At 70.3% G+C, this 16,960-nt stretch carries 21 protein-coding genes; 9 read left to right on the top strand and 12 right to left on the bottom strand.

Annotated elements, in window-relative coordinates; translation table 11 throughout:
* The first annotated feature begins 34 nt into the window (after positions 1 to 34).
* Both VF584_03195 and VF584_03190 read left to right on the top strand, forming a co-directional pair.
* Positions 35 to 460, top strand: coding sequence for an OsmC family peroxiredoxin (locus tag VF584_03195; GenBank protein HEX8209168.1), 426 nt, complete (start codon positions 35 to 37; stop codon positions 458 to 460).
* 213 nt (positions 461 to 673) lie between these two features.
* On the top strand, positions 674 to 1,531 hold the full coding sequence (locus tag VF584_03190) for a pentapeptide repeat-containing protein (GenBank protein ID HEX8209167.1): 858 nt from the start codon (positions 674 to 676) through the stop codon (positions 1,529 to 1,531).
* 108 nt (positions 1,532 to 1,639) lie between these two features.
* Here the strand turns inward: VF584_03190 and apaG are convergent, their stop codons facing one another.
* The gene (gene apaG / locus VF584_03185; protein HEX8209166.1) at positions 1,640 to 2,020 is read right to left on the bottom strand and encodes a Co2+/Mg2+ efflux protein ApaG; all 381 of its coding nucleotides are present in this window, start codon (positions 2,018 to 2,020) and stop codon (positions 1,640 to 1,642) included.
* 119 nt (positions 2,021 to 2,139) lie between these two features.
* Here apaG and VF584_03180 point away from each other — a divergent pair, with 119 nt between their 5' ends.
* Complete coding sequence (locus tag VF584_03180) at positions 2,140 to 2,682, top strand: adenine phosphoribosyltransferase (GenBank protein ID HEX8209165.1); 543 nt, start codon at positions 2,140 to 2,142, stop codon at positions 2,680 to 2,682.
* A 250-nt stretch (positions 2,683 to 2,932) separates the two neighbouring features.
* Positions 2,933 to 3,523 (top strand): L,D-transpeptidase, encoded by a 591-nt coding sequence (locus VF584_03175; GenBank protein HEX8209164.1) that lies wholly within the window; start codon positions 2,933 to 2,935, stop codon positions 3,521 to 3,523.
* Positions 3,524 to 3,598: 75 nt separating this feature from the next.
* Here VF584_03175 and VF584_03170 read toward each other — a convergent pair whose 3' ends face one another.
* Positions 3,599 to 4,438, bottom strand: a complete 840-nt coding sequence (locus tag VF584_03170; protein ID HEX8209163.1) for a DUF4394 domain-containing protein — start codon at positions 4,436 to 4,438, stop codon at positions 3,599 to 3,601.
* A 121-nt stretch (positions 4,439 to 4,559) separates the two neighbouring features.
* Complete coding sequence (locus tag VF584_03165; protein ID HEX8209162.1) at positions 4,560 to 5,372, bottom strand: DUF4394 domain-containing protein; 813 nt, start codon at positions 5,370 to 5,372, stop codon at positions 4,560 to 4,562.
* A gap of 102 nt (positions 5,373 to 5,474) precedes the next feature.
* On the opposite strand from VF584_03165, the gene VF584_03160 reads away from it, so the two are divergent.
* Positions 5,475 to 5,783 (top strand): hypothetical protein, encoded by a 309-nt coding sequence (locus VF584_03160; protein HEX8209161.1) that lies wholly within the window; start codon positions 5,475 to 5,477, stop codon positions 5,781 to 5,783.
* A 222-nt stretch (positions 5,784 to 6,005) separates the two neighbouring features.
* Here the strand turns inward: VF584_03160 and VF584_03155 are convergent, their stop codons facing one another.
* From VF584_03155 to VF584_03135, 5 genes are all read right to left on the bottom strand, one after another.
* Positions 6,006 to 6,218 (bottom strand): cold-shock protein, encoded by a 213-nt coding sequence (locus VF584_03155; protein ID HEX8209160.1) that lies wholly within the window; start codon positions 6,216 to 6,218, stop codon positions 6,006 to 6,008.
* A gap of 75 nt (positions 6,219 to 6,293) precedes the next feature.
* The gene (gene rpsU / locus VF584_03150) at positions 6,294 to 6,500 is read right to left on the bottom strand and encodes a 30S ribosomal protein S21 (protein ID HEX8209159.1); all 207 of its coding nucleotides are present in this window, start codon (positions 6,498 to 6,500) and stop codon (positions 6,294 to 6,296) included.
* A gap of 155 nt (positions 6,501 to 6,655) precedes the next feature.
* Entirely contained in the window at positions 6,656 to 7,750 is a 1,095-nt protein-coding gene (locus tag VF584_03145; protein ID HEX8209158.1) for an AI-2E family transporter, read from the bottom strand.
* 87 nt (positions 7,751 to 7,837) lie between these two features.
* On the bottom strand, positions 7,838 to 8,500 hold the full coding sequence (locus tag VF584_03140) for an HU family DNA-binding protein (protein HEX8209157.1): 663 nt from the start codon (positions 8,498 to 8,500) through the stop codon (positions 7,838 to 7,840).
* Between the two features lie 107 nt (positions 8,501 to 8,607).
* Complete coding sequence (locus tag VF584_03135; GenBank protein ID HEX8209156.1) at positions 8,608 to 9,576, bottom strand: M48 family metallopeptidase; 969 nt, start codon at positions 9,574 to 9,576, stop codon at positions 8,608 to 8,610.
* 268 nt (positions 9,577 to 9,844) lie between these two features.
* Here VF584_03135 and VF584_03130 point away from each other — a divergent pair, with 268 nt between their 5' ends.
* Entirely contained in the window at positions 9,845 to 10,396 is a 552-nt protein-coding gene (locus VF584_03130) for a hypothetical protein (GenBank protein ID HEX8209155.1), read from the top strand.
* A 152-nt stretch (positions 10,397 to 10,548) separates the two neighbouring features.
* Here VF584_03130 and VF584_03125 read toward each other — a convergent pair whose 3' ends face one another.
* The 3 genes from VF584_03125 to VF584_03115 form a co-directional block, all read right to left on the bottom strand.
* The gene (locus VF584_03125) at positions 10,549 to 11,307 is read right to left on the bottom strand and encodes a PIG-L family deacetylase (protein ID HEX8209154.1); all 759 of its coding nucleotides are present in this window, start codon (positions 11,305 to 11,307) and stop codon (positions 10,549 to 10,551) included.
* A gap of 130 nt (positions 11,308 to 11,437) precedes the next feature.
* Positions 11,438 to 12,226 (bottom strand): hypothetical protein, encoded by a 789-nt coding sequence (locus VF584_03120; GenBank protein ID HEX8209153.1) that lies wholly within the window; start codon positions 12,224 to 12,226, stop codon positions 11,438 to 11,440.
* Positions 12,227 to 12,228: 2 nt separating this feature from the next.
* A complete protein-coding gene (locus tag VF584_03115; protein HEX8209152.1) occupies positions 12,229 to 12,615 on the bottom strand; it encodes a hypothetical protein in 387 nt (128 codons plus the stop codon).
* 174 nt (positions 12,616 to 12,789) lie between these two features.
* Between VF584_03115 and VF584_03110 the strand changes: the two genes are divergently transcribed.
* The 3 genes from VF584_03110 to VF584_03100 all read left to right on the top strand — a co-directional run bounded on the left by VF584_03110 (position 12,790) and on the right by VF584_03100 (position 15,014).
* Positions 12,790 to 13,179 (top strand): DUF433 domain-containing protein, encoded by a 390-nt coding sequence (locus tag VF584_03110; protein HEX8209151.1) that lies wholly within the window; start codon positions 12,790 to 12,792, stop codon positions 13,177 to 13,179.
* A 111-nt stretch (positions 13,180 to 13,290) separates the two neighbouring features.
* Entirely contained in the window at positions 13,291 to 14,715 is a 1,425-nt protein-coding gene (locus VF584_03105) for an amidase family protein (GenBank protein HEX8209150.1), read from the top strand.
* On the top strand, positions 14,712 to 15,014 hold the full coding sequence (locus VF584_03100; GenBank protein HEX8209149.1) for a hypothetical protein: 303 nt from the start codon (positions 14,712 to 14,714) through the stop codon (positions 15,012 to 15,014). The genes VF584_03105 and VF584_03100 overlap by 4 nt, the downstream gene beginning before the upstream one ends.
* A gap of 267 nt (positions 15,015 to 15,281) precedes the next feature.
* Here VF584_03100 and VF584_03095 read toward each other — a convergent pair whose 3' ends face one another.
* A complete protein-coding gene (locus VF584_03095) occupies positions 15,282 to 16,775 on the bottom strand; it encodes an acyl-CoA synthetase (protein ID HEX8209148.1) in 1,494 nt (497 codons plus the stop codon).
* Between the last annotated feature and the right edge of the window lie 185 nt (positions 16,776 to 16,960).

Here is a 16,960-nt window from a genome sequence, read left to right as displayed (position 1 = left end):
AGCGGAGCCGATCACGCAACGAGGAGAAGACTGGATGCCTACGAGGAAAGCGAACGCCACCTGGGAAGGCGGGCTGCAGAGCGGAAAGGGGAGCTTCGAGGGGGAGAGCGGCGCCATCAAGGGGAGCTACTCCTTCGGCTCCCGCTTCGGAGACACGGGCGGCACCAACCCCGAGGAGCTCCTGGCGGCAGCCGAGGCGGCGTGCTTCAGCATGGCGCTGGCAGGGGGGCTGGAGCAGAACGGGACCCCCGCCACGCGCGTGCACACCGACGCGTCGTGCACCATCACCAAGGAAGCGGAGGGCTTCCGCATCACCACGATGATGCTCCGCTGCCGCGCGCAGGTGCCCAACGTCGATGCGGACACCTTTGCGGGCATCGCCGCGGCCACCAAGGCGGGGTGCCCGGTGAGCAAGGCGCTCGCGGGGGTCGACATCCAGCTCGACGCCGCGCTCGAATAGCGCGCTCTTTTTGCGGCAGCATCGGCGGGCCGGCTTCCCAGACGGGGAGCCGGCCCGCCACGCGTTTCCGAGAACCGTGCGTGTGTTCCCCTACAGCTCTGTGGGGGATTGCCTTACGGCAGGAATCCTGCGTCGCTGTGCCACGACTGCCGAGTCCCACCGGCCGCCAGTGGAGCGGCCATCGGCCCTGCACTTCAGCCGCCGGAGGCTAGCATGGGGATCGTCAAGCGTGCTCTCGGATTCGTAAGCGGGTTGGGCTCCGGACGCGATGCGAACCTCCCCGCGAGCTGGCCTCCCGGCCACCAGCGGGACGAGGTGGAGCGCAGGCTGGCCTCGGGCGAGCGCTCCCTTTCGCGCCTGGACCTGACCGGGGCCGACCTCACGGGGCTGGACCTGGCCGGCGTGGACCTGAGCCACTCCAACCTGCGCGACGTGAAGCTGGCCGGATGCAACCTGGCCGGCGCGGACCTCACCGAGTGCTGCCTCTGCAACACGGACTTCACGGGCGCCAACCTGCGCGTCACCGTGCTGCGCGATGCCAGCTCCCTGCGCACGGGCGCCATGCGGCCCGTCGTGCTGGAGCGCGCCGACCTCAGCGGGGCGGACGCGCGCGGCATCGACCTGTCGCGCGGGCGGCTGGCGGGCGCCATCTTCGAGGGCGCGAACCTCACCGAGGCCTCGCTGCACAAGGCCGACCTGAGCGGCGCGCGGATGGCCAACGCCACCCTCAGCGGCGCGAACCTCCGCCACGCGCAGCTCGGCGACGCGGACCTGAGCGGCGCGATCCTGGAAGCCGCGGACATGGCCGGCGTCCGTGCACACGGCGCGCGCCTGACCGGTGCCCGCTGCCGCCGCGCCAACCTGGGTGATGCCATCCTCGAAGCCGCCGACCTCACCGCCGCGGACCTCTCGGACGCGGATCTGGGTGGCGCAAACCTGCGCGGGAGCCGCCTCCGTGGCGCTACCCTGCGCGGCGCCGACCTGGACAGCGTCATATTCGAAGCGGCCGAGCTGGACGGCGCGGACTTCTCTGGCGCCCATAACCACGTCGTCGTGGCGATCGCCCACTAAAAAGCTTCACACAGAGCCGCAGAGGGGCACGAAAAGGACACAGAGGCGTTTCGCGCCCCCCTCTTCCTTTCTTTCCGTTTCCTCTGCGGCTCTGTGTGAAACAGCAGTTCAAGCCTCGTATACCCGCAGCGAAAACCGGGGAATGGTAGCACGGAACTTCGTCCCCGCGGGCCGCTCGAACTCGTAGTACCCCTCCATGTGCCCCTCCGGGCCCTTGAGCACGCAGAAGCTCTGGTACTCGTGCACCCCGCCCGGCGGGATCAACGGCTGCTCGCCGATCACCCCCTCGCCCTCCACCTCGCTGTCGCCGGCGCCCTCGTCGTGGATGTACCAGTGGCGCCAGCGGAGCTGTGCCGGCTCGGTGCCCACGTTCTCGATGCGCATCTGGTAGGCGAAGACGTAGCGCGGCTCCTGCGGGTCCGAGTGGTCCGGGAGGAAGAAGGGCTGCGCGGTGATGCGGATCCCCTCGGTTATCGCATAGTAGAACATCGGTCTCCGCGGGCCTCGTGAATGGATCGGCGGTCAGGATAACCCGCGCTCCGATCCGGGTCAACGCGGCGCTGTCGCACCCCACGCTGGCGCCATAGATTCGCCCGCCTCACGCCTGCATGCGATCCATCCTCCTCCCGCGTTGTCCTGTGGAGCACCTCAAGCAGCTCATTCGCGACATCCCGGACTTCCCGCAGCCCGGCATCCTCTTCCGCGACATCACCCCCCTCCTCCGCCACCCCGCCGCCTTTCGCGAGGTGGTCGCCGCCTTCGCGGGGCGCTTCCGCGGCCGGGTGGACGCCGTCGCGGGGATCGAGTCGCGCGGCTTCATCTTCGGCGCCCCCCTGGCGCTGGAGCTGGACGTGCCGTTCGTCCCCATCCGCAAGGTCGGCAAGCTTCCGGGCGAGAAGCTCGCGCGGGAGTACGCGCTGGAGTACGGCACCGCCATCCTCGAGATCCACACCGACGCAGTCGGCGCGGGCCAGCGGGTCCTGGTGATCGACGACCTTCTCGCCACCGGCGGCACCGCTCGCGCCGCCGCCGGGCTCGTCGAGGCGGTCGGCGGCACGGTGGTGGGCATCGCGGTCGTGATCGAGCTCCTGTTCCTCGATGGTCGTCGGGCGTTGGAGGGGTACGAGGTGGATTCGCTGGTGCAGTACTGAGGGGTGGCGGCGCGGGGGCAGGCACGGGCGGCCACACGGGGCCGCCCCTACCACATCCGTACGGGTGGCGGGGGGCGAGGTGGGGCAGAGGACGGCAGACATGCAGGTCGCGTTTCGTGCTGTTCTCCCCCTCCCCCCACGCTCCCCCGCGTGCGGGGGAGGGGGCCGGGGGGTGGGGGCGCGGCGTGGCACGATGTTCGCTCTGGCAAACGAGCGTATCCAGAGCTAACCCGTTGCCTGAGGCTGGTTTATGAAATCAATGCTGGTGCGGTGGACTGCGGCGGCGGCCATTCTGGTGGGGGCTGCGGTACCCGCGGTGGCCGGTTCGGGGGACGGTGCGTCCGCCCGCGAGGACGCGGCGGCCTTCTCCCTCGCCATCGACCTTTCCGACCGCAAGCTGTACGTGATGGAAGGCGACGAGGTGGTGGACAGCTATTCGGTGGCGGTGGGGCAGCCGAGGCACCCCACGCCGCGCGGCACGTTCACGGCGCGCCGCATCGTCTGGAACCCGCGCTGGGTTCCGCCCAACGAGCGCTGGGCCCGCAACAAGCGCCCGCGTGCTCCCGGCGACCCGCGCAACCCCATGGGGCGTGTGAAGATCTTCTTCAGCGACCCGGACTACTACATCCACGGCACGCGCGACGTGGACTCGCTGGGCGAGGCGGAGTCGCACGGCTGCGTGCGGATGCGCAATTCGGAGGTCATCGCGCTGGCGAAGCGGGTGATGGAGCACGGCGGCGCGCGGCGCGATCCGGGCTGGTTCCGGCGCGTCCTCAACCGGGTCACCTCCACCCAGGAAGTGCGCCTCTCCACTCCGGTCACGGTGCGCGTCCGCGCCTGACCGGGGGAACGGGATGATGAACGGGGGCGCCGCGCGGTCTGCGCGGCGCCCCCGTTCTCTCTGCGGCCCCCGGTCTCACGGAGCGACGGCGATGCCCCGGATCGGGCTCGAAGTCCCGATCTGTCCCACGCGCGTCGCGGCGCCGGTCGTCAGGTTGATGGTGTACAGCTCGGAGCGCGATCCCACCGTCAGCGTGGCGTACACCTCCCGCGCCGCATCCGCGCCGAAGATGTCGAAGCCGACGTCGTCGCCCGTGTTCACGCCCAGCGCGCCGACCGTCGTCATCCGCCCGCCGTTGGGCGCGCCCACCAGCACCAGCACGTCGCGGTTGCTGTCGATGCCGAAGAGCTGCGTCGTGGTCGCGCCGGTCACGCTGTTGGTGTACGCCGTGCCCACGATGCGCGGCACGGTGCCGGCGCCGGGATCGCCCGCCAGGTAGGTGAGCGCCGTGTCGGTGGCGGCCACCGTCCCCAGGTCGGGGTGCAGCCTCAGGTTCTGCCCCGCGCTCCCGTGCGTGCGAATGCGGTCGACGGTCGGGTTGAAGTCGAAGCCGAAGGCCGTGCCGGCGAGCGCCGGGGTGAAGGACGTGCTCCCGACGACCGTCGCGGCGGCGGTGAGCGTGTCCACCCGGTAGATGCGGCTGGAGCTTCCCGCCGCGACCAGCATCCCGTTGCTGGGCCGGAAGTCGAGTCCCACCAGCGTCTCGCCCGCCTGCAGGCCGCTGAGCGCGGTGCTACGGACGCTCCCCGGGTTCTGGCTTCCAAAGGTGACCAGGTTCCCCGCGCCATCCAGCGCAAAGATGCGCCGCCCCTGCGGCTCGAACGACGAGCCCGTGGGATCGTCGCACGCCCCCAGGGTGAGTGCGAGCGCCGCGATGGCCAACAGCGGGCGGCGAAACGGTGTGGAACGAGGCATCGATTCTCCCTTTCGTGTGTACCTCCGGAGCGGCTCTGGTGTCCGGAGCCGTGTACAGGAGTACGCACGCGGAGCGGCCGCGGATCTCTCCGCGGCCGCCAGGGGAGGTGGCCGCTTGCGCTTACGGCCTTTCCGTCTCGTCGCCCTCCACCGCGATGGAGCGGATCGGCGTGCGGGTGGCGAGCCGTCCGACCAGCGTAGGCGTGCCGGTGGCGAGGTCGATGCGGTACAGCCTCGACACGCGCCCCTCCGAAAGCACCGCGAAGGCGATCGGACCGTCCCGCGTCACCGCGATGTCGAACCCGACGTCGTCCGAGGTGTTGAGCCCCAGCGGCCCCACCGTTCTCGCGACCCCCGCGTCCGGATTGGGGAAGGTGACCAGCACGTCACGGTTGCTGTCGATGCCGTACAGCAGCGTCGGAGAGCCGGTGGTGTAGGCGGTGCCCGCGATGCGCGGCGTGGTGATGGCGCCGGGATCGTTCGGCGCGTACGCCAGCCGCGGGTCGGTGGCGGAGACGGTGCCGGCGGGGTCCAGGCGAAGGTTCTGCCCGCCGCTCCCGTGCACGCGCAGCCGGTCCGCGCCGGGGTGAAAGTCGGTGCCGAACGCCTCCCCCTCCAGTGCCGGGACGAACGGGCCCGCGACCGGCCGGGCGACGTTGTCATCCGTGTCGATGACGTACAGCCGGCTCGTCGTCCCCACGGCGTAGAGGCTCGCGTTTCCGGCGCGATAGTCGATCCCCACCAGCACCTCACCCGGCTGCAGACCGGTGATCTCCCTGCGCCGCACCGCGTCCTCGCTGCGGCTTCCGAACTCCACCAGGTTGTTCGCCCCGTCCAGCCCGTAGATCCGCACCCCGTCCACGTCGAACGCGGTGGAGCTCTTACAGGCGGACACGAGCAGGAGCGCGCAGAGCGTTGCCTTCCAGCGGATCATGGTTCTCCCGAACGGTGCACGTGTGGACCCGGCCGGGTCCACTGATTGCCTCCCCCCACACGCGAGATGCACGCCCCGTGCTCCCGCACCCCGACGAGCCCCATGCACCTGGTCCAGATCCTCCTCCCCCTGCGCGACAACGACGATCGCCCCTTCCCGCGCGCCGCCTTCGACCGCGTGAACCAGGAGCTCACCGACCGCTTCGGCGGCGTCACGGCATACCTGCGCTCCCCCGCCTCCGGCGCGTGGCGCGAAGAAGGCGGCGAGGTCGCTCGCGACGACGTCGCCATCATAGAGGTCATGGACGAATCCCTGGACCGCGCCTGGTGGACCGCCTACCGCCACGACCTGGAGCACCGCTTCCGCCAGGACGAGGTCCTCATCCGTGCCAACGAGGTCGAGCGGTTGTAGGGCTGGGGCGGGCGAACTCGCTGCAACAACAGCACGAAGTCCGCCTCCGCGGACTCGGGGTCAATGCCGGCGCTTCTCGAGCCGGCTTCAGCCGCCTTCCCGTCGTTCCAGCCGGGAGCTTTAGCCCCCGGTGGGATTCATCCCCCGGTCAACCACCACCCCCAAACGCAAAGAAGGGCGCTCCCGGCCGGGAGCGCCCCTCCATTCACCTCGCCTGTGGCCTCAGGCGCCGACGCGGATGACGTTCTCCGCGGCCGGGCCCTTCTGGCCCTGCACCATGTCGAACTCCACCCGCTCGCCCTCGGCAAGCGTGCGGAAGCCCTTGGTCTGGATGGCCGAGTGGTGCACGAAGCAGTCCTTTTCGCCGTTCTCCGGGGTGATGAACCCGAAGCCCTTGGCGTCGTTGAACCACTTCACGGTGCCGGTGGTGCGCATTCTCCCGTACTCCTGGATGGTGTTGTCCGCCGGTATCCGGAAGTCCGTGCCACCGACGGGTGATTACGCGGGGATTTAATCCCGCCCGCGACGGGCGTTGCGGCGGTCCTTGGCACGGCGGCGCTGCGCGGCCTTCGACTTGGCCTTACGAGCCTCGCTGGGCTTCTCGTAGAAGCGCTTCCGGCGCATGTCCTTGAACAGTCCCGAGCGGATCATCCGGCGGCGGAACTGCTTGAGCGCCCAGTCCAGGCGATCGTTTTCACCAAGCTGAATCTCGACCACGCAAGCCCTCCAAGAGGAATTCAGGGTTGAAACAGAAAAGGACCCGACCGTCGTGCGACCGAGTCCCTGTACGCGTTCTTGAACACTCGGCCGCGGCGGTGGGTTGTCGCAGCCCGCAGTATACACGCGCGCCGCGCAAGTGTCAACACCCCGCCTCACCCCTGCGGCTCGGGGCTCCCCACCTCGGGCTCCATGGGAGCCAGCCCCTCGCGGCGGTCCCACTGCTGCCGCTCCTCCTTGGGCTCCAGGTAGAGGATCCTCACCGCCACCACCAGCACCGCCAGCAGCGGCGTCGCCACGAAGAGCGCCAGCACGCCGAAGCCGATCGTGAGCATGAGCTGCCACACCAGCAGCGCGGCGGGGGGGATGTTGACCGCCCGCTTCTCCACCAGCGGAACCGTGATGGCGTTCTGCACCTGCTGGAGGAGGAAGTAGAAGGCGGCCACGTACAGCGCCGTGATGGGCTTCACCGTGAACCCCGCCGCCACCGCGGGGATCGCCGCGATGGTGGGGCCGAAGTTGGGGATGAACTCCATCAGCGCCGCGAAGCCGCCCAGCGCCAGCGCCCCCGGCACCTTGAGCAGCGTCAGCCCCAGGTAGGTCACGATCCCGATCCCCGCCATGGTGCACGCCTTCCCGATGACCCACGCGCGCAGGTTGGTCCCCGCCTCCTCGTACAGCCGCTCCCAGCGCGGACGCGACTCGGGGGAGACGAGCCCCAGCACCAGGTTGCGGTACACGTGGGGCTGCGCGGCCAGGAAGGCGGCCAGCACGATGATGGCGAACGATCCCAGCACCGTGCTGATGGCGTTGAAGGCCAGCGGAAGAAATCGCGCGGTGAACTGGCTGATCTGGCGGTTCACCGACTCCGCCATCTCGGGGCTCGGCGGCTGCCCCGTGCGCGCCTTGTACCACGTCGCCGCCTGGTCCAGCGTGTTGGGCAGCGCCGTGGCCAGCTCCGTCCCCTGCGTGACGATCTGCGGGATCATCTTGAAGAGGAGGAAGACGATGCCGCCGATGAACGATACGAGCACCAGCGGGAATGCGACCTTGAACGGGACCCACCGCGACAGGTACTTGGCGGGGACGTGGATGATGATGGCGATCAGCACCGCCAGCAGCGCCAGGAAGAGCGCCGAGTGCACCATCCAGAAGAACCGCCAGAAGAACAGGAAGAGCACGCCGATCCCAAAGGTCCGCACGATGTCGGCGGACCTCCAGGTTACCCGGCGTACGGACGAGTCAGGCATTCGCGAGCGCGCTGTGCGGAAATGAAAGAGCGGGGCCGCACCCTTGCGGACGCGGCCCCGCTCCAGCGTTGGAAAACCGGCTCAGCTCTACTTGCTGCCCGACGACTTCGCGCCCGTGCTCTTCTTGGCGCCGGTCGACGAACCGCCGCTCGAGCTGCCGCCACCCGAGCCGCCGCTGCTCTTCTTGGCTGCGCCGCCACCGGAGCTGCTGCCGCCCCCGCTACCCGAACTGTTCTTCGCGCCCGACGACGAGCCGCCGCTGCTCTTCTTGGCGGCGCCTCCCGAGCTGCTGCCCGTATCCGAAGACGATGATCGCGACGAGGTGCTCTTCTTGGCGCCGCCCGACGAACCGCTCGAGCTCTTCTTGGCGCCGGTGGAGCGCTTGCTGGTCGTGCTGGCCGCCGCCGTGGCGGCACCGGCGACCGCGCCCACCGCCGCACCCGTCGCCGCGGCCTTGCGGCGCGAGGTGCTGGTCCCCGTCTTCAGCCCCTTTCCCGCCGTGAACGACACGGTGGCCCGCTCCGGGATTGCGATCTCCTTGCCCGTGCGCGGGTTGCGGCCGGTGCGGGCCGCGCGGGTCTTGCGGGTGAACTTGCCGAAACCGGGAATCGAGAACGAGCCTGCCGCGTGAACCGCCTCCGAGATCGCCCCCGACGCGGTGTCGAAGATCGCGTCGACGGCGCGGGCCGCCGCGGCCCGGGTCAGATCCGCACTCTCGGCCACCCTGTCGATGAACTCGGCCTTGTTCATGAGTCGCTCTCCGCTTTGCGGTGAACCTCCGCGGCGCGGCTCGTCCGCGCCGTCCACACTGCATGCAATCTCGTTGCCACCAGCTTTTTCCAGGGGTCGAGAGGGGTTCAGCGCCCGAATCCGGAGCGGAATGAGTCCACCACACGGCGCGCCGCGTCGCCGGCCTGCCCAAAGGTCTGTTTGGCCGACTCACGATAGGCCTGGGCTGCCTGCGACAGGTCTTCCCGGTACGGCGCACCGGGCTCGCCGCGCCGGTGGTATTCCCCCGCAATGATGCGCTCGTATGCACCGCTCTCGAACCATGCCCGCATCTCCGCCACGCGGATCACGGGAAACGGATGCGTGGAGCCCAGCACGTTGAGCACCTTGTAGACCTGGTCCGCCAGCGCGCCCTCTTCGCGGTACTCGTCGCTCTGCCGTATGAACTCCGCCAGGTTGGCGTCGCCCGACGCGCCGCCCGCGAACTTGAGCATCACGCGCAGCCCGGGCTCGGGGTCCTGCACGCCCAGGATGCCGGCGCGGTCGCAGGAGAGCTCCGCCTTGCGGTACCACTCCAGCAGCGCCACCAGCACGGCGCGCGCGGCCAGCCCCACGATGGGAAAGCCCATCCCGGCGAGCATCGTCAGCAGCCGCATCATGGTGGTGTACAGCACGTGGCCGCTCATGATGTGCCCCAGCTCGTGCGCCAGGATGAAGCGCAGCTCTTCGTCGTCGAACCGCTCCTCCAGCGCCGAGTTGACCACGATGAACGGCTTCTCCATTCCGTACGCGGCGGCGTTGAAGTGCGGGTCCTGCGTCACGTAGACGGGGTAGTCGCCCGGCGCGTCCAGCGTGCGCGCCACCTCGCCGTAGATGCGGTGCACGCGGGCGAACTGCGTGGGCGAGGTGCGCACGGCGTTGGCCAGGAAGGCCAGCCGCACGGCCCGCTCGCCAAAGTAGCCGAAGAGCGCCCTCAGCACTTCGTCGAAGCCGGGGATCCTGCGCAGCGCGTTGAGGGTGGCGCGGTCGGCCGGGTGCTCCCAGCTCCGCGAGTCGATCTGGGTGAGGATGCGCGTGGCGCGCGTGGGCTCGAGCATGGCGTCTTGTGGGTCGGGAGGATGGAGCGGGCGGGGCTCGCCGCGCCCGTCACGGTGCGGGGGTACGCCGCCGGACTGCGCGGTGTTTCAGCGGCGGGTGGGAACACCGGGGCGGGGGCGCGGGGTACATGGTGGAAACGAACGTCCGATCCCACTTCTTCCGCCGGGCCGCGCGCCGCCTTACATTGCGCGCAACGCCGGCGGCCCGCAGCCGGGCGCCTCCCGCGGCCTGCCGCCATCCGCACCCACGCATCCTGGAGGTCCACACATGCGCCGTCAACGCACCCGTATTCTTCCGCTCCTGGTACTTCTCGCCGCGCTGCTGCCCTCCGCGGTCACCGCGCAGGCCGCCACGCTGCGTGGCAACTGGAACATCAACCGCCAGCAGAGCGACAACCTGGAGTCCGCCATCAACCGCGCCGTCGCGCGGATGAACCTGGTGGTCCGCCAGATCGCGCGTCCGCGGCTGCGCAGCACGAACACGGCGTATCCCAGCATCACGATGTCGTACGACCAGAGCTCGGTGCGCGTGGAGATGGCGGGCCGTCCCACGGTCTCCAGCCCCGCCAACGGCCAGCCGGTCCTGTGGCAGCGCCAGACGGGCGGCACCTGCCGCGAGATGAAGGGCGACTGCGTGCGCGTGAGCGCCGAGTGGGATGGCGGCAACCTGAAGCACACCTTCCAGGCCGAGGACGGCCGCCGCGTGAACGTGTACTCGGTGAGCCCGGATGGCAAGACGATGACGATGAACGTCACGGTCACTTCGCCGCGCCTTCCGCAGCCGCTGACCTACAAGCTCGTCTACAACCGCGCCACCTGAGCGTTTTTCAGGCGGCGACGTGCGGGGCCGGCCGGGAGCGATTCCGGCCGGCCCCGCTCTTCTTCATGCTTTGACAGAAAGCCTCACGCGGAGACGCGGAGACGCAGAGAGAACTTCGCGTGCTTCTCTGCGTCTCCGCGTGAGACTGCGGTTTAGACCGGCGGCGTGATCTCGCCTTTGCGGTCCGGGTGGATGTGTTCCCCGTTCGTGAGCCCCGCCGGCAGCAGCGACGGCACGATGCCGGGCGCGGACTCCCACGCATCGAAGACCTCGGCGTAGCGCAGCCCGAACGGCGCGCCCGCCGTGCGCAGCCGCTCCTCGATCCACGACCGCTCGCCGAAGCCGATCCGTTTCAGGTAGAACTCGCCCAGCGCGAATATCCCGTCCAGGTACGGCTCCACGTCCACCGCGACGGCGGGGAGGACGGAGTGCGCGCCGCGGTAGGTGAAGACCGGTGCGGCGGCGCGGTGTGGCGTGCGCGGCGCCACCACCTTGGCGATCCGCGCCAGCGTCACGGCGTCGCGAAAGATGCGGCCGGTGGCCTGGTGGTCCGGGTGGCGCATTCCGCGCGCCCATGCGTCGCCCCAGGTGAGGACGCCGTCCGGGCGAATCTCGGTGATCAGCTCGGCCACGCGCCGCGCGATCTCCGGTGTGGATTCCACGGCGCAGTCGGGGAGGTCAAGGAAGCGCGTCTCGCACCCCAGGATCTCGCCGGCCAGCCGCCCGTGCTCTTCACGGATCGCCGCCACCCGGTCCTGCGCGATGCCGCCGAACGCCTCGGTCATCTCGCCGCGCGTCAGCCACACCAGCACCACGCGGTCGCCGCGCGCGCGCTGCGCCAGGATCGTCCCCGCCGCCCCCACCTCGTCGTCCGGGTGCGCCAGCCCCACCAGCAGCGTCCGTTCCCCCATCCGCGCCTGCTCTCCTTCTTCCGTGTCATCGTGTCCGCGAGTCGCACAATCTCGCACCCGCCCGCGGCCCGGCAAAGCCCGCGCCCGCCCCGATGCGTGGGTGTAAAGCGGCGAATCGAGAACGATCCTATCAGTCGCGGGCCTGTTTGCGGACGATCTCTTCCGGGAGAGCTTCACGTGGCTTCCTGATCTCCAGGTGCACGGCGTCGCCGTCATCGAGGAAGAGTTGAAGAGAGGTCTTCTTGCCGCTCTTCGGCAGGGCGGAAGCACGGACAATGGTCCGGCCGGTCAGCCGCTCCAGCTCGTGGAGCACGGCCAGGTCGCGGAACGCGTACGCCTCGCTGATTTTGTAGCGCAGCTCGAAGATCGACTCTGCGGCCAGCGAAGCGACCTTGCCGTGCTGAGGAAGCAGTTGGACGGACACAGTGGAGAGCTGCCCGAGATCGACGAAGTAGTCTCCGCCATCCCGCGGGAGCTGGAGGATCGGGTAATAGCCGATTCGCTGGCCGTTCAGTACGCCGGCGTGACGCTTCGCGGGTAGGTCGCTGAAGGGGAGAAGGGGCGCGATGACCGCAAAGGGGTCGAGCGTGGGATCGCCCTCCGCCGCCGCGACTGCTTCCTCCTCTGAACTGCCCTCCGCCATTAGCTCCAGCACGCGCTCGTTGAAGTCCTTCTCCAGATCGCAATCGTGGCTCACGACCAGGATTGGACTGAAGCGTGCGGCCGCTGAGACGTCCGGCGACAGGGTGCTCGGATCACCTTCCCAGAGGGCGAGCCGCTGCACATCACCCAACCGTCCGGGTCCCCGCCGCGGAGCGCTCAGGTCGCGCTCCTCCGGCGGCAGGAGCATCACGGAAAGCGCGACGATGATGTCGCCCTGGCGGAGCGTGGGATGCGGGACTGCTTCGTACGCGGTCACGACTATGCGCGCGGCCGCGTCCGGCGGAACTCCGGCGCACGCGCGTCTCGGGCTCCAAGCCGGATGCGGTCCTCACGGGTCAGCGCCGACTCCGTCGCGAGTTCTGGCAGTACCCGCCGGGCGCGCGCATCAGCCCCGCGAACGGCAAGCTCCCCGGTCACGAGCGCATCCTGCAGGCCAGCGAACGCCCCCGGCTCGGTTTTCTCCCGCAGAAGATTGGTAAGCCGCTCCTCCACCTCGCGCAGGCGGGCCGCCATTCGCCGAACCTGCTCCGTGGCGATGAGGGTCACGTCGTCACTTCGGTTAGGACCGAACGTGATCTGCTCCCCCCGGTACGTGGCGCGCTTCACCAGGTCAGAGAGCTGCTCCCGTACATCCTTCATCGCCATACCCATAGTGCCTCCCATGCGCGTGTGTATACCGATATTACAAGTATACACATTCGCGTGACGCGGGCAAGGGTTTTTACCCTCAGGATCCGATGATGTGCATCATGTCCGTAACTCGCACATGTCTCACCCACTCGGGCGCGCCCGGCCCGATGCATGCACGAGCGCCTAACTATGAGCACGCACTTCGACCGCATCACGATCAACCCGGCAATCAGCCACGGCGAGCCGTCCGTGCGCGGACTGTGCTATCCTGTCGATATGATCCGAGAACTGCTGTTCGCGGGGATGTCGCACGACCAGATCCTCGCCGAGTATCCGGACCTGGTGTGCGAAGGACATACTCGCGGTTGGCGAGCACACGCAACGCACCCCACGATGAGCGATCCTCTTCCGCCCGACTCGCTCGACCAGCGTTCTATCGCGATGATCTGGAGGAAAGCGCGTACTGGCGCACGCGCACTCCCGCCGAACGCCTCCGCCACGTCGAAGTTCTCCGGCGGATCAAATACGGGTCGCGAGCTACCGAAAAGATGGAGAAAGTCTTTGAGGTGGTTCGGGTGACGTGGCGATAGGTTTCTGCTGAACCTGCCGCTGAACGGCTGTAGACCGCGGGAGGCGCCGGCGCTACTCATTCCCGCGTCCTTAAACCCGATCCCCTTCGCACACTCGATGATGCCTGACGATTCTCTCGCGGTGCTCTCCGCCGCCGAAACCGCACGGCGGGTGCGCGCGCGGGAGGTCTCGCCCGTGGAGGTGCTGGAGGCGTGCATGGCGCGCGTGGAGCGCTTCAACCCCGAGCTCAACGCCGTGGTGACGCTCAACCCGCGGGCTCGCGAGGAGGCGCAGTCGCTGGAGGCGCGCATCGCGCGCGGCGAGGACCCGGGGCCGCTGGCGGGCGTGACGGTGGGGATCAAGGACGTCACCGAGGTGGCGGGGGTGCGCACCACCTACGGCTCGCCCCTTTTCGCCGACCACGTGCCCGAGCACGACGCGCAGGTGGTGGAGCGGCTGCGCGCGGCCGGGGCGATCGTCGTGGGGAAGACGAACACGCCCGAGTTCGCGGCCGGCGGCAACACTTTCAACCCCGTCTTCGGCCGCACGCGCAACCCCTGGAACGCGGAGCGCAGCGCGGGCGGCTCCACGGGCGGCGGCGCCGTGGGGCTGGCGACGGGGATGTTCGCGCTGGCGCAGGGGACGGATCTGGGGGGCTCGCTGCGCATCCCCGCGTCGTTCTGCGGCGTGGTGGGGCTGCGGCCGTCGGTGGGGCTGGTGCCCACCTGGCCGCAGGACTACATGTGGGACACGATGCAGGTGACCGGCGTCATGGGCCGCGCAGCCGAGGATGTGGCGCTCGGGCTCCAGGCCATCGCCGGCGCGAGCGACCGCGCGCCGCTGGCCCAGCCCGTAGAGGGCCGCGACTTCGCCGCCGCCGTTCGCGGGGCGGATGCGCGCGGGCTGCGCATCGCCTACTGCCGCGACATCGCGGGGATCGGCATCGACGCGGGGGTGGAGCGCGTATGCCGGGAAGGCGCGCTGTCGCTGCGCGAGGCGGGGGCGACGGTGGACGAGATCGAGCTGGACCTGTCGTACGGACGTGAGGCGTTCCTGGCGCTGCGCGGCCTCTGGTTCGTATCGCAGCTCCACCCGCACCTGGACAAGCTGGAGCACTTCGGCCCCAACGTGGCCAACAACGTGCGCGCCGGCCTGGCCACCTCGGTGGAGGCGCTGGGCGCGGCCGAGGGCGCGCGGCGGCGCACCTGGGAGCAGTTCCGGGCCTTCTTCCGCGAGTACGACCTTCTGCTGACTCCCACCATGGCCGTCCCGCCCTTCTCGATCGAGGAGAACTTCCCGCGCACGGTGGGCGGGCGGGAGATGGCGACGTACGTGGACTGGATCGCGCCCACCTTCGTCCTGAGCCTCACGGGGCTCCCCGTTGCGTCGGTGCCGGCGGGGTTCGATGCGGAGGGGATGCCGGTTGGGCTGCAGATCGTCGCGCCGCCGCGGGGGGAGGAGCGGGCGCTGGCGGCGGCATCGGTAGTGCAACGGCTCCGTCCGGTCGGGATGCCGCCGCGCTTTCTCACTCCGGAGCCACGATGAACGACGAGGGATCGGATCCGCATTCCATCTTCACCGGCTCGCAGGCGACCGCCAACCTGGTCGGCTGGATCGACGGCGTGCTGATGGAGCTCCGCGAGGGGCGCATCAACGATGCGCGCGCGGCGCTGGAGGGGGAGACGTGGCGCACGGCGCGCGTGGACGGCGGCATCCCGCGCCCCATCCTGGAGCAGGCGCGCGAAAGCCTCTCACAGGCCGCGGAGGCGCTCGCCCTGGAGGCGGTGGCGGAGGCGGAGGCGGCGCTGCTGCAGGCGCGGTCGCGGTTCATGCCGGGGGCGTGAGGGGGCCCTCACCCGGATGGGCCCTCACCCGGCAGCTTACAGCTGCCACCCTCTCCCACAAACAGCCGTGGGAGAGGGGGCTTGGGGGCCGGCGGGTGCGGCGGGCGGCGGTGCGGGGTTGGGCACAGGCGGCCACGTGGGGCCGCCCGTACGGTGGCAATCTGGACCACCCACGGTGTGCACCCTTTCCCCCGCTTGCGGGGGAGAGGGCCGGGGAGAGGGGGAGCCCGGCGTTCCCCGACGCCTGCCGCTGCGCCGATACCCGTTTCACCCGAACAGCTTCGCCACCTCCGGCTTCACCACCTTGCCCATCGCGTTGCGCGGGAGCGCGTCCACGCAGCGGAGGTCGCGCGGGAGCTTGTAGGGGGCGAGGCGCTGGCGGGCCCAGGCCTGGAGCTCGGGGAGGGGCGGCAGCGGGCCCGCGGCTTCCACGGCCAGGCAGACGCGCTCGCCCCACTCCTCGTCTTCGATCCCTACGACGGCGCACTCGGCGATGGCGGGGTGCTCGCGCAGGACCTCCTCGATCTCCAGGGCGGAGACCTTGAAGCCGCCCGTCTTGATGATGTCCACGCTGCGGCGGCCGAGAAGGCGGTAGTAGCCGTCCTCCACCACGGCCACGTCGCCCGTGCGGAACCAGCCGTCGCGGAACGCCTCGGCGGTGGCGTCGGGGCGGCGCCAGTACTCGCGGAAGACGGCGGGGCCGCGGATCTCCAGGTCGCCGGGGGTGCCGGGATCGACCGGCTGCCCTTCGTCGTCCACCACGCGCGCTTCGACGGCGGGGAGGGGGACGCCGACGGAGCCGGGGCGCCGCTCGCCGTGCAGCGGGTTGGAGAGCGCCATCCCGATCTCCGTCATCCCGTAGCGCTCCAGCAGGGTGTGGCCGCTGATCTCGCGCCACCGCTCCAGCATCTGCACCGGGAGCGCGGCGGAGCCCGAGACCATCAGCCGCATCCGCCGGCACCCCTCCACCATGCGCGCGCGCCGCTCCTCGTCCGCTTCTTCGACGGCCACGATCAGGCGGCGGTAGACGGTGGGGACGGCCATGAAGAGCGTCAGCCGGCCGCTCTCGATCGCGCGCCACGTCTCGTCCGCGTCGAAGCGGGGGAGGATCTCGCAGACGGCGCCGGACCAGAGCGCACAGGATAGCACGTTGACGATGCCGTGGACGTGGTGCAGCGGCAGGACGAGGAGCGTGCGGTCGTCCGCGGTCCATCCCCACGCCTCCACCAGCGCGGTGACCTGGGCGCGCAGGTTGGCGTGCGTGGTCACGACGCCCTTGGGCTTGCCCGTGGTGCCGCTGGTGTAGACGATCATCGCCGGGCGGTCTTCTGCGACCTCCGGCAGCGCGGACGGCTCGGCGGAGAGCGCGTCCTCGATCGACAGGATGCGGCGGCCGTTGCGATCCGCCACGCGCCGCAGCACCTCCGCGAAGTCCGCGTGGGCGATGACGGCCTCGGCGTCTGCGTCCTGCACCACGTACTCCAGCTCGGCCTCGGGATGCGAGACGGCCAGGGGGACGGCGATGCCGCCCGCGCGCCAGACGCCCCACTGCACGGCCACGTACTCCCACCCCGGCGGCACCAGGAAGGCCACGCGCGCGCCGTCCAGGTCGGCGCGCCCGGCCAGCAGCGCGGCGGCCACGCGTGCGGAGGCGTCCAGCAGCTCCGCGTAGGTGGGCGTGCGCGACTCGGTGACCACTGCGGTGCGGCCGGCGTGGGCCACCGCGCGGGCGACGATGGGCGGCGAGGAAGGGGCGAGCATCGGCGTCGGGGTGGAGGGGGAGCGCGGGTGCGGATCACAAGGTAGGCGCGCGTCCCGCGGAGCGCACGGGGGACGCCCGTTTCCCGCGCGCTCTTGCGACGCCGCCGCGCGGGCTCTATCTGTTCCAGGCACGCCTTTGCGCCACTCGCCCGCGGCTCGCCTTCCCGCCGCCGGCCGCGTGGAGC

It is taken from the genome of Longimicrobium sp. (genome assembly GCA_036389135.1).
Taxonomy (GTDB): Bacteria; Gemmatimonadota; Gemmatimonadetes; order Longimicrobiales; family Longimicrobiaceae; genus Longimicrobium.
This window is presented reverse-complemented; position numbering and strand designations above follow the sequence as displayed.

Excerpts from the sequence above, each read along its gene's own strand:
- apaG (HEX8209166.1), bottom strand. The coding sequence starts at position 2,020 with ATGTTCTACTATGCGATAACCGAGGGGATCCGCATCACCGCGCAGCCC.
- VF584_03095 (HEX8209148.1), bottom strand. The coding sequence starts at position 16,775 with ATGCTCGCCCCTTCCTCGCCGCCCATCGTCGCCCGCGCGGTGGCCCAC.
- VF584_03195 (HEX8209168.1), top strand. The coding sequence starts at position 35 with ATGCCTACGAGGAAAGCGAACGCCACCTGGGAAGGCGGGCTGCAGAGC.
- VF584_03135 (HEX8209156.1), bottom strand. The coding sequence starts at position 9,576 with ATGCTCGAGCCCACGCGCGCCACGCGCATCCTCACCCAGATCGACTCG.
- VF584_03100 (HEX8209149.1), top strand. The coding sequence starts at position 14,712 with ATGAACGACGAGGGATCGGATCCGCATTCCATCTTCACCGGCTCGCAG.
- VF584_03105 (HEX8209150.1), top strand. The coding sequence starts at position 13,291 with ATGCCTGACGATTCTCTCGCGGTGCTCTCCGCCGCCGAAACCGCACGG.
- VF584_03115 (HEX8209152.1), bottom strand. The coding sequence starts at position 12,615 with ATGGCGATGAAGGATGTACGGGAGCAGCTCTCTGACCTGGTGAAGCGC.
- VF584_03175 (HEX8209164.1), top strand. The coding sequence starts at position 2,933 with ATGAAATCAATGCTGGTGCGGTGGACTGCGGCGGCGGCCATTCTGGTG.
- VF584_03130 (HEX8209155.1), top strand. The coding sequence starts at position 9,845 with ATGCGCCGTCAACGCACCCGTATTCTTCCGCTCCTGGTACTTCTCGCC.
- VF584_03180 (HEX8209165.1), top strand. The coding sequence starts at position 2,140 with ATGCGATCCATCCTCCTCCCGCGTTGTCCTGTGGAGCACCTCAAGCAG.
- VF584_03160 (HEX8209161.1), top strand. The coding sequence starts at position 5,475 with ATGCACCTGGTCCAGATCCTCCTCCCCCTGCGCGACAACGACGATCGC.
- VF584_03125 (HEX8209154.1), bottom strand. The coding sequence starts at position 11,307 with ATGGGGGAACGGACGCTGCTGGTGGGGCTGGCGCACCCGGACGACGAG.
- VF584_03145 (HEX8209158.1), bottom strand. The coding sequence starts at position 7,750 with ATGCCTGACTCGTCCGTACGCCGGGTAACCTGGAGGTCCGCCGACATC.
- VF584_03170 (HEX8209163.1), bottom strand. The coding sequence starts at position 4,438 with ATGCCTCGTTCCACACCGTTTCGCCGCCCGCTGTTGGCCATCGCGGCG.
- VF584_03140 (HEX8209157.1), bottom strand. The coding sequence starts at position 8,500 with ATGAACAAGGCCGAGTTCATCGACAGGGTGGCCGAGAGTGCGGATCTG.
- VF584_03155 (HEX8209160.1), bottom strand. The coding sequence starts at position 6,218 with ATGCGCACCACCGGCACCGTGAAGTGGTTCAACGACGCCAAGGGCTTC.
- VF584_03165 (HEX8209162.1), bottom strand. The coding sequence starts at position 5,372 with ATGATCCGCTGGAAGGCAACGCTCTGCGCGCTCCTGCTCGTGTCCGCC.
- VF584_03190 (HEX8209167.1), top strand. The coding sequence starts at position 674 with ATGGGGATCGTCAAGCGTGCTCTCGGATTCGTAAGCGGGTTGGGCTCC.
- VF584_03110 (HEX8209151.1), top strand. The coding sequence starts at position 12,790 with ATGAGCACGCACTTCGACCGCATCACGATCAACCCGGCAATCAGCCAC.